The organism is Cupriavidus necator (assembly GCF_013141915.1).
Taxonomy (GTDB): domain Bacteria; phylum Pseudomonadota; class Gammaproteobacteria; order Burkholderiales; family Burkholderiaceae; genus Cupriavidus; species Cupriavidus necator_B.
On sequence record NZ_SROX01000010.1, the window covers coordinates 105,140 to 118,956 of the forward strand.

A 13,817-nucleotide genomic window follows, 5' to 3' on the forward strand; every position below is an offset into this window, starting at 1 on the left:
GCAGGACTGTTTGTGTCACCGGCGTAACACTTCGTAAAGACCGGAGCCGATTGCGCACTACGACGCTCTAACAAGTGTGTCCCTCGGCCTGTCGGAGGACTTGGGCATGCATAAATCATCACATCGGAGCCAAACCATGAAATCCCTGCAAGCTTTGACCAAGGTGACCCTGATCGGCATGACGGTCGCGGCCTTTGCCGGTTGCGCGGACATGACCCCGAAGCAACGTAATACCGCCATTGGCGCGGGTGCCGGCGCCGTCGGCGGCGCCGTCCTCACGGACGGCAGCGCGCTGGGTACGCTGGGCGGCGCCGCGGTGGGTGGCGTCATCGGCAACGTGGTCACCGACGACAAGAAGAAGTAAATCCTGCCACGCAGCTGCGGGTACGGCAGGCTCCGGCCGTGGTTTGACAAAGGCCGGGGCCTCCCGTACATTGCGCGCATCCAACCGGGAGAGCGCGCATCGCTTGCGCCGCCGAAGGGGTATCACCCGAAAACTCTCAGGCACCACGGACCGGTCGGATCGGCATGCAACATGCACACGATGCATGCCGCACTCTGGAGAGCGGCACCCGCCATTCGTGGCGAGCGTGCCCACCGAAGGGGCGCGCGAGGAGGGATCGACCAGGTCCGCCTCGTAATCTCTCAGGTATCGAGGACAGAGGGGTCATCCGCTGCAGCGGATTGCCTGGCATTACAGCCAGGCGATCGTTGCAGCGGATGACCCTTTTTTGTTTTCGCCAACCGAGACTGCCCCCGAGGATCCCATGACGCTCCAGGCCACGCCCCTCAACGCTATTCACCGCGCCCTCGGCGCCCGCATGGTCGACTTCGGCGGCTGGGACATGCCGGTCAACTACGGCTCCCAGATCGAAGAACACAACGCCGTGCGCAACGATGCCGGCATGTTCGACGTCTCGCACATGTGCGTGGTCGATCTCGCCGGCCCCAATACCCGCAGCTTCCTGCGCGGCCTGCTGGCCAACAACGTCGACAAGCTGCAGACCCCCGGCAAGGCGCTCTATTCCTGCATGCTCGACGAGAACGGCGGCGTCATCGACGACCTGATCGTCTATTTCTTCGCCGAGGACCGTTTCCGCCTGGTGGTCAACGCCGGCACCGCGGTCGGCGATATCGACTGGATCCGTGCCCGCAACGACGCCACCGGCAGCGGCGTGACCATCACGCCGCGCCGTGAAGATGTCGCGCCCGCGGGCGTGCAGCCGCTGGCGATCGTCGCCGTGCAAGGCCCTAACGCCCGCGCCAAAGTGTGGAGCACCTTCCCGTCGACCCAGCCCTCCGATGCGCTCAAGCCCTTCAACGCCGTGGTGGTGCAGGACCCCGCCCTGGGCGAAGTGATGGTGGCGCGCACCGGCTACACCGGCGAAGACGGCTTCGAACTGGTGGTCCCGGCCGCCAGCGTTGCCGGCCTTTGGGAAAAACTGAATGCCGCGGGTGTGCGCCCGGCCGGCCTGGGGGCGCGCGACACGCTGCGCCTGGAAGCGGGCATGAACCTGTATGGCCAGGACATGGATATCAACGTCTCGCCGCTGGACGCGGGCCTGGCGTGGACCGTCGACCTGCAGAGCGAGCGCGACTTCACCGGCAAGGCGGCGCTGGCCGCCAAAGGGCAACAGCAGCAGTTTCTCGGCCTGATCCTGCGTCCTACGGAAGGAAAAGCGGGCGGCGTGCTGCGCGCCCACCAGAAAGTCATTACCCCCGCCGGTGACGGTGAAATCACCAGCGGCACCTTCAGCCCCTCGCTGTCGCAATCGATCGCCTTCGCGCGCCTGCCGCAGGGCGTGAACGTGGGCGACACCGTGCAGGTGGAGATCCGCGACCGCAAACTCAACGCGACTGTGGTTAAACTGCCGTTTGTGCGTCATGGCAAGGCACTCGTGAGCTAAGGGAAAGCCCCGCTCACCCAACGGTCGCCCTCGCCTGCCGGCGCGTTTTGCAATCCGCGCCGGGCAGGCATCACCCAACAAGAAACAGATCTGAATCCGGAGAACCTTCATGAATTTCCCCGCTGACCTCAAGTACACCGAGTCGCATGAGTGGGTGCGCGTCGAAGCCGACGGCACGCTCACCATCGGCATCACCGACCACGCCCAGGATGCCCTGGGCGACATCGTCTTCCTGGAACTGCCTGAAGTGGGCAAGTCGGTCGGTGCCGGCGACGCGCTGGCCGTGGTGGAATCGGTGAAGGCGGCGTCCGATATCTACGCCCCGGTGGCCGGCGAAGTGATCGCCGTCAACGAGGCCGCCACGGCCGCGCCGGAAAGCGTCAACGCCAACGCCTTCGACGCGTGGCTGTTCAAGCTCAAGCCGGCCAACGGCGACGACGTCAACGGCCTGATGTCGGCCGACGCCTACAAGGCCAGCGTCGGCGCCTGATCGCCCGCCGGTCCCGCGCCAGGGATCGGCACACCGCATTCGCGGCGCCGCGGCACGGCTGACCACCTGCCGCTGCGCCCTCCCACGAGGTTCTTGCCCATGAACGCCCCGCTGCCCATGAACGCCGCCCAAGCAACCCGGCCCACGCTGGCCGAACTGGAGGCGCGCGACGCCTTCGCCGCCCGCCATATCGGCCCCGACACCCCCGAGCAGCAGCACATGCTCAAGGTGCTCGGCTATGACAGCCGCGTCGCGCTGATCGACGCCGTGATCCCCGCCGCCATCCGCCGCCGCGACGGCATGCCGATGGGCGAGTTCACCGAGCCGCTGAGCGAAGAGGCTGCGCTGGCTAAGCTGCGCGCGCTGGCAGGCAAGAACAAGGTCCTGAAGAGCTTTATCGGCCAGGGCTACTTCAACACCATCACGCCTGGCGTCATCCTGCGCAATATCTTCGAGAACCCTGCCTGGTACACCGCCTATACGCCCTACCAGCCCGAGATCTCGCAGGGCCGCCTGGAAGCGATGCTGAACTTCCAGCAGATGGTCACCGATTTGACCGGTCTGGACATCGCCAATGCGTCGATGCTGGATGAAGGCACCGCAGCGGCCGAAGCCATGACGCTGCTGCAGCGCGTGAACAAGCACGACTCGAACACCTTCTTCGTCGCCGACGACGTGCTGCCGCAGACGCTGGAAGTGGTGCGCACGCGCGCGCTGCCGCTGGGCATCCAAGTCAAGGTCGGGCCCGCCGCCGATGCCGCCGCAGCGGGCGCCTTTGGCGTGCTGCTGCAATACCCGGGCGTGAACGGTGACATCAACGACTACCGCGCCATTGCCGACGCCGTGCACGCCGCCGGCGGCCTGGTGGTGGCCGCCGCCGACCTGCTGGCGCTGACCCTGATTGCCGCCCCCGGCGAATGGGGTGCCGACGTGGCCGTGGGCAATTCGCAGCGCTTCGGCGTGCCGCTGGGCTTTGGCGGCCCGCACGCCGGCTACATGGCGGTGAAGGACGCGTTCAAGCGCTCGATGCCCGGCCGGCTGGTCGGCGTGACCATCGATGCGCAAGGCAACCAGGCGTACCGCCTGGCGCTGCAGACGCGCGAGCAGCATATCCGCCGCGAGAAGGCGACCTCCAACATCTGTACCGCGCAGGTGCTCCTGGCGGTGATGGCGTCGATGTACGCCGTCTACCATGGCCCGCAGGGCCTGAAGCGCATCGCGCAACGCGTGCACCGGCTGACCGCGACGCTGGCCGCGGGCCTGGAAGCGCTCGGCTTCGCGCGCACCAACGCCAGCTTCTTCGACACGCTGACGCTGGAAACCGGCTTCAACACCGATGCGATCCATGCCGCCGCCACCGCGCGCGGCATCAACCTGCGCCATGCCGGTGCCACCCGCGTCGGCATCTCGCTGGACGAGACCGCCACCCGCGCCGACGTGATCGCACTGTGGGAAGTGTTCATGCAGGGCAAGCCGCTGCCCGCGGAAGTGGACTTCGACAAGCTCGAGGCCGCCGCGTCCGATGCCTTCCCGCCCGCGCTGGCACGTACCAGTGCCTATCTGACGCATCCGGTCTTCAACACGCACCACGCCGAGCATGAAATGCTGCGCTACCTGCGCATGCTGGCCGACAAGGACCTGGCGCTGGACCGCACCATGATCCCGCTGGGCTCGTGCACGATGAAGCTGAACGCGACCAGCGAGATGATTCCGGTGACCTGGCCCGAGTTCAGCCAGATCCACCCGTTCGCGCCGCTGGACCAGACCGTGGGCTACCGCGAGATGATCGACCAGCTCGAGGCCATGCTGTGCGCGGCCACCGGCTACGCCGCGGTCAGCCTGCAGCCCAACGCCGGCTCGCAAGGCGAGTACGCTGGCCTGCTGATCATCCACGCCTACCATGCCAGCCGCGGCGAAAGCCATCGTGACATCTGCCTGATCCCGTCGTCGGCGCACGGCACCAACCCGGCGTCGGCGCAGATGGCCGGCATGAAGGTGGTTGTGGTGGCCTGCGACGAGAATGGCAACGTCGACCTGGAAGACCTGGCGAAGAAGGCCGAGCAGCACAGCAATAACCTGGCGGCGATCATGATCACCTACCCGTCCACGCACGGCGTGTTCGAGCAGGGCGTGCAGCAGATCTGCGAGATCGTGCACCAGCACGGCGGCCAGGTGTACGTCGACGGCGCCAACATGAACGCGATGGTCGGCACCGCCGCGCCAGGGCAGTTCGGTGGCGACGTGTCGCACCTGAACCTGCACAAGACCTTCTGCATCCCGCACGGCGGCGGCGGCCCGGGCGTGGGGCCGGTCGGGGTGGGCGCGCACCTGGCGGACTTCCTGCCGAACCAGGACAGCGTCGGCTACCGCCGCGACGAGCGCGGCATCGGCGGCGTGTCGGCGGCGCCGTTCGGCTCGGCCAGCATCCTGCCGATCTCGTGGATGTATATCGCGATGATGGGCTCGGCCGGCCTGACCGCCGCCACCGAGAACGCGATCCTCGCGGCCAACTACGTCGCCAAGCGCCTGGCGCCGTACTACCCGGTGCTCTACACCGGCCAGCATGACCTGGTCGCGCACGAGTGCATCCTGGACCTGCGCCCGCTGCAGAAGGAAACCGGCATCAGCAATGAAGACGTGGCCAAGCGCCTGATGGACTACGGCTTCCACGCACCCACCATGAGCTTCCCGGTGCCCGGCACGCTGATGATCGAGCCGACCGAGAGCGAGGCCCTGCACGAGCTGGACCGCTTCATCGACGCCATGATCGCGATCCGGCAGGAGATCGGCCGCGTCGCCGACGGCACCTTTGACCGCGACGACAACCCGCTCAAGCACGCGCCCCACACGGCAGCGGTGGTGACCGCCAACGAGTGGACCCACCAGTACACGCGCGAGGAAGCCGCCTACCCGGTGGCGTCGCTGCGCACGCAGAAGTACTGGCCGCCGGTCGGCCGCGCCGACAACGTGTATGGCGACCGCAACCTGTTCTGCGCCTGCGTGCCGGTCAGCGACTACGTGGTGGACTGAGCCGGCGACCCGGCCACAACCTAAGCTGTATTCAGGGCGCCGCGCAAGGCGGCGCCCGCCGGTCTGCCGGCGCTAACCTGGAGCCGTCCGTGGCAGTCAGCGTTTTCGATCTGTTCAAGGTGGGCATCGGCCCGTCGAGCTCGCACACCGTGGGCCCGATGCGCGCGGCGCTGATGTTCGCGCAGGGGCTGGAGCGCGACGGGCTGCTGCCGCAGGTCGCCAGCGTGCGGGTGGAGCTGTACGGCTCGCTTGGCGCCACCGGCAAGGGCCATGGCACCGACAAGGGCGTGATCCTGGGCCTGATGGGCGAGGCGCCCGACACCATCGATCCGGAGGCCATCGACACGCGCCTGGCGGCCTTGCGCAAGACGCGCGAGCTGTCGCTGCTGGGCCGCCACGTGGTCCCCTTCATCGAGAAGGAGCACATCGCCTTCTACCGGCGCGAGGCCATGGCCGAGCATCCCAACGGCATGAAGTTCCACGCCTTCGATGGCGGCGGCGCCACGCTGCGCGAGGCGCGCTACCTGTCGGTCGGCGGCGGCTTCGTGGTTACCGCCGGCGCGCCCAATACGCAGGTGCTCAATGCCGCGCAGCAGTTGCCGCACCCGTTCCGCAGCGGCAAGGAACTGCTGGAGATGACCCGCGCCAGCGGCAAGAGCATCGCCCGGCTGATGCTGGAAAACGAGCTGACCTGGCGCAGCGAGGAAGCGGTCGTCAGCGGCCTGCTGCATATCTGGGACGTGATGCAGGCATGCGTCGCGCGCGGCTGCCGCACCGACGGCGAACTGCCGGGGCCGTTCAAGGTGAAGCGGCGCGCGCCCGAGCTCTACCGCAGCCTGACCGAGCGTGCCGAGCGCACGCTGTCGGATCCGCTCTCGGTGATGGACTGGGTCAACCTGTACGCGATCGCCGTCAATGAAGAGAACGCCGCCGGCGGGCGCGTGGTCACGGCGCCGACCAATGGTGCGGCCGGCATCATCCCGGCGGTGCTGCACTACTATGACCGCTTCGTGCCCGGCGCAAGCCGAGAGGGGGTGGTCGACTTCCTGCTGACCGCCGGCGCGATCGGGCTGCTGTACAAGCTCAACGCGTCGATCTCCGGCGCCGAGGTCGGCTGCCAGGGCGAAGTCGGCGTAGCCTGCTCGATGGCTGCCGGCGCACTCGCCGCGGTGACGGGCGGCAGCCCGGAACAAGTGGAAAACGCGGCCGAGATCGGCATGGAGCACAACCTGGGCCTGACCTGCGACCCGGTCGGCGGGCTGGTGCAGATCCCGTGCATCGAGCGCAATGCGATGGCCTCGGTCAAGGCGGTCAATGCGGCGCGCATGGCGCTGCGCGGCGACGGCACGCACTACGTATCGCTCGATTCGGTGATCAAGACCATGCGCGAGACCGGCGCCGACATGAAGACCAAGTACAAGGAAACGGCACGCGGCGGGCTGGCGGTAAATATCGTGGAATGCTAGGCAAGGTGCGGCGTATCATGGCGGCGTTCCCGGGGCAAACAACAAGAGCACGGCCATGCAGACCTTCCACCAGTTGTTCGACGAGACCTCGTCCACCTTCACCTACCTGCTGATCGACGCCGCCACCGGGGATGCGCTGCTGATCGATCCGGTCGACCATCAGCTCGAGCGCGACCTGGCGCTGCTGCAACAGACCGGAGCGCGCCTGGCGTGGGTGATCGAGACCCACGCCCATGCCGACCACATCACCTCGGCCGGCCACCTGGCCTTGCAGACCGGTGCGCATACCGCCGCGCCGTCCGGCTGCGACATCAAGCCCGCGCACAAGCAGCTGATCGACGGCGACACGGTCGCCTTCGGCAAGCAGGTGCTGCGCGCCATCCATACCCCGGGGCACACGGCCGGCAGCATGAGCTACCTGTGGGAAGAAGCCAGCGCCGACGGCATCGTGCGCCGGATCTTCACCGGCGATGCGCTGCTGATCGATGGCTGCGGCCGCACCGATTTCCAGTCCGGCGACGCCGGTACGCTGTACGACAGCCTGACCCGCAAGCTGTTCGCGCTGCCCGACGACACACTGGTCTATCCGGCGCACGACTACAAGGGCCGCACCGTCTCCACCATCGGCCATGAACGCGCGCACAACAGCCGCGTCGCCGGCCACACGCGCGAGCAGTTCGTCGAGATGATGCGCAACCTGAACCTGCCACGCCCCAAGCTGATCGATGTCGCCGTGCCGGCCAACCAGCGCCTGGGCCTGCGCGACGGCGAAAGCGTGCCGCACGGCGCCTGAGGCCTTTTCCGGCCTCAGGTCTTTCCCCATCTCAGGAGTTCTGGCATGTCCACCTATACCGCTGAAGTCCTGTGGCAACGCGACGGACAGGATTTCGCCGGCAACCGCTACAGCCGCCGGCATGTGCTGCGCTTCGACGGCGGCGCCGAAGTCCCGGGCTCGTCGTCGCCACACGTGGTGCCGCTGCCGATGTCCGATGCCAGCGCGGTCGACCCGGAAGAAATGTTCATCGCGTCGCTGTCCAGCTGCCACATGCTGTGGTTCCTGTCGCTGGCGGCAAAGCAGCGCTTCGTCGTCGACCGCTACCTGGACGCGGCCACCGGTGTGATGGAAAAGAACGCCAATGGGCAGATGGCGATGACCGTGGTGACGCTGCGCCCGCAAGTCACGTTTGGCGGTGAGCGCGAACCCACGCTTGATCAGCTCAACGCCCTGCACCACGCCGCGCACGAGGCCTGCTTTATCGCCAACTCGGTCAGGACCGAGGTGCGCTGCGAACCGGTGTACGCCGGCGCCTAGCCGCCACAAACACATGGCCATGCCCGCCAGCGTGCTGCCCCTGCCGGCGCGGCTATGGACCGCGCGGGCGCCCCTGTGGGGGTGGCTGGCCGCAGCCCTGGCGGGGCTTGCTGCGATCGCTATGCTGCAGGATCACTTCCTCTATTTTCCCGAACGCGTGCCGGTCGACGACATGGTCTCGGCCGGTTTGCGCGCCTGGCCAGGGCCGGATGATTTTCGCGGGCTGGTGGCAGAGCCACCCGGGCCGGTGCGCGCCACCGCCATGGTGTTTCACGGCAACGCCGGGCATGCGGGGCATCGCGACTACTACGCCCAGGCCCTGGCGCCACTTGGCATCCGCGTGATCCTGGCCGAATACCCGGCGTACGGGCCGCGCACGGGCACGCTGGGCGAACGCAGCTTCGTCGCCGACGCGGAGCAATCGATCGCGCTGGCGCGGCGGCAGTTCGATGGCCCGCTGCTGCTGATCGGCGAATCGCTGGGCGCGGGCGTGGCCGCGGCCGCCGCGGCGCGCCAGCGCGACCACGTTGCCGGTGTCCTGCTGATCACACCGTGGGACAAGCTGGCGCATCTGGCCGCGCACCACTATCCCTGGCTGCCGGCCGGCTGGCTTCTGCGCGACCGCTACGACAGCGTGGCCAACCTGGCAGGCTTTGGCCGCCCGGTGATGGTGGCGGTGGCCGAACGCGACACCATCGTGCCGGCACGCTTCGGAGAGGCGCTCCATGCGTCGCTGGGCGAACCGCGGCGGCTGGCGGTGATCGACGGCGCCGGCCACAACGACTGGACCCGGCATGTCGGCGCCGGCTGGTGGCGCGACGCGCTGGCCTTCCTGCTGCCGCGGCCAGACTGACTACTACTGGCTCAGGCGGCCCAGCGGTCGCACGCCTTGCGCACGGTCTCGCGCTGGCTGCGCGCCTCCGCGTCGACCTGGCGCAGCCAGCGGGCATCGCCGTCGCGGCCCCCGGCGAGCGCGCGGATATTGGCCAGCGCCTCCAGCGAGCCGAGCGCCTCGGCATGCGGCACCAGCGCGTCGCAGATCGACAGGATATGGTCCGCGATCGGCATGCGGGTCAGTTCGTTGGGGTGCACGTACTCGCCCTCGAGCCCGAAGCGGCAGGCCTGGAAGCGGTTGAAGGTGTAGACCAGGTAATCGTCTTCCTGGGGCATGAAGGGGCGCGACAGCAGCAGGTAGCGCGCCAGCATCTGGATATACGCGGCGATATCGCAGGCGCGCTGCACCGTCAGCGGCGTGTCCATCACGCGGACCTCGATGGTGCCGAACTCCGGCTTGGGCCGGATATCCCAGTAGAAGTCCTTCATGCTTTCGATCACGCCGGTATTGCGCATCTTCTCGAAGTACGCGGTAAAGGCATCCCACGTCAGCAGGAACGGCGCGCGCCCGCTCATCGGGAAGGCCGCGACCGAGTTCAGCCGCGCCGAGGCAAAGCCGGTATCGACGCCCTGCACATAAGGCGACGAGGCCGCCAGCGCGACAAAGTGCGGCACATAGCGGCCGATCGCATGCAGCAGGAACAGCGACTCGTCGGCGCTGGGGCAGCCGATATGCACATGCTGGCCGAACACGGTGAACTGCTTGGCCAGGTAGCCGTACAGCTCCGAGATGTACTGGTAGCGCGGCGAATCGGAGATGGTGCGGTCGGACCACTGCTGGAACGGGTGCGTGCCGCCGCCGGCTATGCCCAGATTCAGCGAGTGCGACGCCGCCACCATCAAATCGCGCATCACGGTCAGTTCCTGCAGCGCCTGCTGGTAGCTGTGGCAGATGCCGGTGCTGATCTCGATCATCGACGGGCTGATCTCCGGCTTGATGTCGCCGGCATGCTCGGCGCCCTTGAGCGCGCGCAGCAGGTCGGGCGCGAACGGGGCCAGGTCATAGTCATGCCGGTTGACCAGCTGCAGCTCCAGCTCGACGCCGAAGGTCAGCGCCTCGGATTGCTTGAACGGTTCGAGCGACATCAGCGCCCTCCTCCATTGACCCGGCTATCGACGCGGACTTCGCCTGCGTAGCGCAGCGCCCAGGCCGCGATCACGGGGCCGAAAAGTTGTTCGATGGCCAGCGCGCACAGGATGATGGCGGCCAGCGGTTGCCCGGTGCCCGGGTAGAGGCGCGCCACGTCGTGCATCAGCAGGTAGGCCAGGCCCGACATCGGCGCCAGCGCCAGCCCCAGCGCCATGCACTGGCGCAGGCTCAGGCCCGAGAACGAGCCCAGCGAGACTACGCCGGCCAGCTTGGCGACGTGGCGCAGCACCACCAGCGCAATGGCGTAGACGCCGCCCACCGCCCAGTCCTGCGCCGTCAGCGGCAGCCCCAGCGACACCACCATCACGATGATCAGCAGGCTGCCGGCGCTGCCGAAATGCGGCGGCCACACGTGCGGCTGGTGGTCCTGGTGCTTGAACACCACCCCGGCCAGCATCAGCGTCAGCGGCATCGACAATTTTAGTACCCGGGTCAGCGCCAGCGTGAACAGCACCAGGCCCACCAGCACCAGGAAGCTGTAGTGGTCGTCGGCCGACATGCGGTCGTAAATGGCGTGGCCGAGCTTGCCCACCACCCAGGCCAGCAGGCACGAGCCCACCAGCAGGTACAGCGGGTGCAGCAGCGCGGCACCCAGGTTGCCATATTCCGAATGCAGCCAGCCGGTGGCGACCTGCACGATGGCGGCGGCGTAGATGCTGTTGAGCGCGGCCATGGCCATCAGCCGCTCGGTGACCTGCCCGTCCGCGCGCAGTTCGTTCTTGAGCTGCAGCACGATGGTGGGCGAAGTGCTGACGGCGATCCCTCCGGCCAGGATCGCCACGCCGGGCGAGGCGCCGATCCACTGCAGCACCGCCGCCACCAGCCCCCAGGTCAGCAGGCTTTCAAAGGCACTGGTCAGCAGCAGCCAGCGGTTCGCGCGCAGCCAGGTCAGCGAGAGGCGATGGCCGAGTTCGAACAAAGCCAATGCCAGCGCCATATCGATCAGGATACGGGTCTGGCTGATCATGTTCTCGTCGACGATGCTGCGGCCCAGCATGCCCGCGCACAGCCCCGCCGCAGCGTACCCGACAATGCGCGGGCAGCGCAGCCAGCGCCGGCTCACCTCGCCGGCCAGGCCGGCGCCGACCAGGGCCAGCCCGACCCAGAACAGGCCGCCGGGGGCGAGCGGAAGGCTTGGAAAAAGTTGGCTCAGTCCATTCATGGCGACATGGTAATGTAAGCACTTCACAATCCCTGTCAGTGATTGTCCGACACCGCACCAAACACGCGCCGTATTTCGTCTATCTGCACGTAAAAAACGCCATCTACCGATGGCGTTTTTTACACTCCTTACATCTGCAGCGGTTTCCGGAGCCGCAAGAGACGTTTCAGACGCCCCACATCTTCCACACCGGGCGAGTGGCCTTCAGCGCCGCCTCGACCTGCCCATACAGGGTGCGCGTGGCGCCCTGCGCGGCACCGCGGGCACGCGCCTTGTCAAAGTAGCCCAGAGCGGCTTCGCGCTGCCCCTGCCCCAGTGCGGACTGCACCGCGCGCAGGTACACCTCGGGGTCCCAGTCGTCACGCGCGGCGAAGGCGGCGACGAAGTCCGCCAGCGCGGCATCGTGGCGGCGCGCGGCGTTGTGCACCAGGCCCCGCTGCACGCGCGGGCCGGACTGGTCCAGCGGATCGCCCTCGGTCAGCGCCACGGCCTGCTCGAACAGCGGCAGCGCGCGCTCGGGCTCGCCCAAGTCGCGCCAGACCTGGCCAAAGCGGTTGTACAGCCACGCGTCTTCCACCAGCAGCGCGCGGCGCTGCTGGGCCTCGATTTCGGCCAGCGCATCGGTGCGGTCGTGCTCGTCCATGCCGGCCATCTGTGCCTGCAGCAGCGCGGCGTAGTGCGCACGCGCATGCGCCATCGGGTGCGCGGCCTCGCTGCGGGCTTCGACCGGCAGCGCGTCCAGGCGCGCATCCATGTGCGCCATCGCGGCCCGCGCCGCCTCGCTCGGCTCGGCGCCGCCCATGGCCCTCCAGGCGGCGATCATGCGGCTGAAGGCCCAGGTCACGTCGGCCGGGTTGCGCTCGAGCGGGTAGCGGTTGAGCACCTCTCCGGCCAGCTCGGCCACCTGCTGGTGCTGGCCGGCATCGGCGTGGCAATCGAGCAGGTCGATCCAGTGCTCGATGAACTCGCTGGCGGCCATGCCCTGGCGGTGCAGCGCAATGCGCTCGTCCGCATGCGCGGCGTCGGCCGGCAGGCTGCGCGCCAGCAGCCGGCACAGCAGCGAATAGACGTGAGGGTCGGCATTGCCACCATGGCCGGCGGCATCGCCCTGGCCAGTGGCAAAGTACTGGTCGAAGCGCGCCACCCCCGCGCGCCCGGCCTGGACCAGCTGCGGGCGCAGCGCGGCCTCGGCGGCCGGCACGTCGTCGATGAATTCGCCCAGCGCCATCGCGGCGCGGTAGTAGCCGGCGCCGTCGTCGGACTGGTCGGTCAGCGTGAAGCGCAGCCATGGCTCGGCATCGACCGTGGCGGTGGCGTCACCGCGCTGCGCCAGCTGGTGGCGCCAGGCCAGTTCGCGTACCTGGCTCTGCGGGTCGGGGACCTGGCGCAGGTAGACGCCGAGATCTTCGAGCGCGCCCTGCACGTCACCGACGCCATGGCGCAACGGCGCACGCAGCCGGCGCGCCTCCGGGTGGTCGGGGTGCTCGGCCAGCACGCGCGCGGCCTGGTCGGCCGCGACGGCATCGCCCGCTTCGGCATCGAGCTCGAGCAGATGCGGGTTGTCCAGCGCGACGCGGCCCAGGCAGACGCGCATCAGCGGCTCCGCCGGCACGCCGGCGGCCTCGGTGCGGGCGATGTAGTCCGTCAACAGCGGCGCGATGTCGTCCGCGCCCAAGTCCGGGTTGCGCACCATCAGGTCGTACCAGTAGCGCGCGGCGGCGGCCATCTCGCCCTGCCGCAGCGCGGCCAGGCCGGCGTGGAAATGCGCGGCCCATTCGCCGGTCAGCAGGCCGCTGCGCTGCGCGGCCTCATGCAGCCACGGGCGGGCTTCGGCATCGCGGCCCAGGCTCATCAGCATGGCACCGTAGCGGTGCGCGATCACCCCGCGCGAGACCCAGCGGTGCGGCGGCTGCAAGGGCAGCGTGTCGAGCCGCGCCAGCGCCTCGTCCAGTACCGCCAGCGCGGCGGCGGCGTCGCCATTGTCAAAGTGCAGCCGCGCCCGCAGCATGACGAAATCCACCACCTCGGGGCGCGCCAGCGACAACTGGTCGGCAATCTGCAGCGCTTCGGCGAAGCGCCCCTGGTTGGCTAGCCCGATGGCGTGGTCGTAGCTGGCTTCCTGCTCGGACACGTACTGCTCCTATGGATTAAAAAAGTGCGAGTGCGGGATTATGCGCCAATGGCACGCATGGACGTCATGCATCGATCGCGATGCGTTAGGTTTCTCTCGATCTCCAACGTGGCGCCGTGCCTTCCACTGCGCTCGGAAGACTCGCCACTACGCTCGGAATACTCGGCCCGAATTCAGGAATTCGGCCACGGAAACTCGGTATTGCCTCGGTTGGGCACAGCGAGGTCGAACGGCACAATTAATGCCAATGAAACCGGTACCAAACCTGCTTGCCG

Annotated in this window: 11 protein-coding genes and 2 riboswitches; of the genes, 8 read left to right on the plus strand and 3 right to left on the minus strand. The window is 68.1% G+C overall.

Annotation, left to right across the window (positions count from 1 at the left end):
• Nucleotides 1–136: 136 nt before the first annotated feature.
• The 8 genes from E5S69_RS19150 to E5S69_RS19185 all read left to right on the plus strand — a co-directional run bounded on the left by E5S69_RS19150 (nucleotide 137) and on the right by E5S69_RS19185 (nucleotide 9,058).
• On the plus strand, nucleotides 137–364 hold the full coding sequence (locus E5S69_RS19150; RefSeq protein WP_171516216.1) for a glycine zipper 2TM domain-containing protein: 228 nt from the start codon (nucleotides 137–139) through the stop codon (nucleotides 362–364).
• Nucleotides 365–439: 75 nt separating this feature from the next.
• A riboswitch (glycine riboswitch) is annotated at nucleotides 440–527 on the plus strand.
• 21 nt (nucleotides 528–548) lie between these two features.
• Nucleotides 549–672: riboswitch (glycine riboswitch) on the plus strand.
• 95 nt (nucleotides 673–767) lie between these two features.
• On the plus strand, nucleotides 768–1,907 hold the full coding sequence (gene gcvT / locus E5S69_RS19155; protein WP_171516217.1) for a glycine cleavage system aminomethyltransferase GcvT: 1,140 nt from the start codon (nucleotides 768–770) through the stop codon (nucleotides 1,905–1,907).
• A gap of 109 nt (nucleotides 1,908–2,016) precedes the next feature.
• Nucleotides 2,017–2,397 (plus strand): glycine cleavage system protein GcvH, encoded by a 381-nt coding sequence (gene gcvH, locus E5S69_RS19160; RefSeq protein ID WP_018006183.1) that lies wholly within the window; start codon nucleotides 2,017–2,019, stop codon nucleotides 2,395–2,397.
• 99 nt (nucleotides 2,398–2,496) lie between these two features.
• Nucleotides 2,497–5,427: an aminomethyl-transferring glycine dehydrogenase gene (gcvP, locus tag E5S69_RS19165; RefSeq protein ID WP_171516218.1), complete on the plus strand. Its 2,931-nt coding sequence runs from the start codon at nucleotides 2,497–2,499 to the stop codon at nucleotides 5,425–5,427.
• A gap of 89 nt (nucleotides 5,428–5,516) precedes the next feature.
• Complete coding sequence (locus E5S69_RS19170) at nucleotides 5,517–6,893, plus strand: L-serine ammonia-lyase (RefSeq protein ID WP_171516219.1); 1,377 nt, start codon at nucleotides 5,517–5,519, stop codon at nucleotides 6,891–6,893.
• A 55-nt stretch (nucleotides 6,894–6,948) separates the two neighbouring features.
• A complete protein-coding gene (locus E5S69_RS19175) occupies nucleotides 6,949–7,686 on the plus strand; it encodes an MBL fold metallo-hydrolase (RefSeq protein WP_171516220.1) in 738 nt (245 codons plus the stop codon).
• Between the two features lie 45 nt (nucleotides 7,687–7,731).
• Nucleotides 7,732–8,205: an OsmC family protein gene (locus tag E5S69_RS19180; RefSeq protein ID WP_171516221.1), complete on the plus strand. Its 474-nt coding sequence runs from the start codon at nucleotides 7,732–7,734 to the stop codon at nucleotides 8,203–8,205.
• 19 nt (nucleotides 8,206–8,224) lie between these two features.
• A complete protein-coding gene (locus tag E5S69_RS19185) occupies nucleotides 8,225–9,058 on the plus strand; it encodes an alpha/beta hydrolase (protein WP_171516297.1) in 834 nt (277 codons plus the stop codon).
• A gap of 11 nt (nucleotides 9,059–9,069) precedes the next feature.
• On the opposite strand, the gene E5S69_RS19190 is transcribed toward E5S69_RS19185, so the two are convergent.
• The 3 genes from E5S69_RS19190 to E5S69_RS19200 all read right to left on the minus strand — a co-directional run bounded on the left by E5S69_RS19190 (nucleotide 9,070) and on the right by E5S69_RS19200 (nucleotide 13,542).
• Nucleotides 9,070–10,185, minus strand: coding sequence for a YbdK family carboxylate-amine ligase (locus tag E5S69_RS19190; protein WP_171516222.1), 1,116 nt, complete (start codon nucleotides 10,183–10,185; stop codon nucleotides 9,070–9,072).
• Entirely contained in the window at nucleotides 10,185–11,411 is a 1,227-nt protein-coding gene (locus tag E5S69_RS19195) for a cation:proton antiporter (protein ID WP_171516223.1), read from the minus strand. Before E5S69_RS19195 ends, E5S69_RS19190 begins: the two co-directional genes overlap by 1 nt.
• 166 nt (nucleotides 11,412–11,577) lie before the next feature.
• Nucleotides 11,578–13,542, minus strand: coding sequence for a tetratricopeptide repeat protein (locus E5S69_RS19200; protein WP_171516224.1), 1,965 nt, complete (start codon nucleotides 13,540–13,542; stop codon nucleotides 11,578–11,580).
• Between the last annotated feature and the right edge of the window lie 275 nt (nucleotides 13,543–13,817).

Bases quoted from the DNA above. Each gene is read 5' to 3' on its own strand.
- E5S69_RS19150 (WP_171516216.1), top strand. From the start codon at position 137: ATGAAATCCCTGCAAGCTTTGACCAAGGTGACCCTGATCGGCATGACG.
- gcvT (WP_171516217.1), top strand. From the start codon at position 768: ATGACGCTCCAGGCCACGCCCCTCAACGCTATTCACCGCGCCCTCGGC.
- gcvH (WP_018006183.1), top strand. From the start codon at position 2,017: ATGAATTTCCCCGCTGACCTCAAGTACACCGAGTCGCATGAGTGGGTG.
- gcvP (WP_171516218.1), top strand. From the start codon at position 2,497: ATGAACGCCCCGCTGCCCATGAACGCCGCCCAAGCAACCCGGCCCACG.
- E5S69_RS19175 (WP_171516220.1), top strand. From the start codon at position 6,949: ATGCAGACCTTCCACCAGTTGTTCGACGAGACCTCGTCCACCTTCACC.
- E5S69_RS19180 (WP_171516221.1), top strand. From the start codon at position 7,732: ATGTCCACCTATACCGCTGAAGTCCTGTGGCAACGCGACGGACAGGAT.
- E5S69_RS19185 (WP_171516297.1), top strand. From the start codon at position 8,225: ATGCCCGCCAGCGTGCTGCCCCTGCCGGCGCGGCTATGGACCGCGCGG.
- E5S69_RS19190 (WP_171516222.1), bottom strand. From the start codon at position 10,185: ATGTCGCTCGAACCGTTCAAGCAATCCGAGGCGCTGACCTTCGGCGTC.
- E5S69_RS19195 (WP_171516223.1), bottom strand. From the start codon at position 11,411: ATGAATGGACTGAGCCAACTTTTTCCAAGCCTTCCGCTCGCCCCCGGC.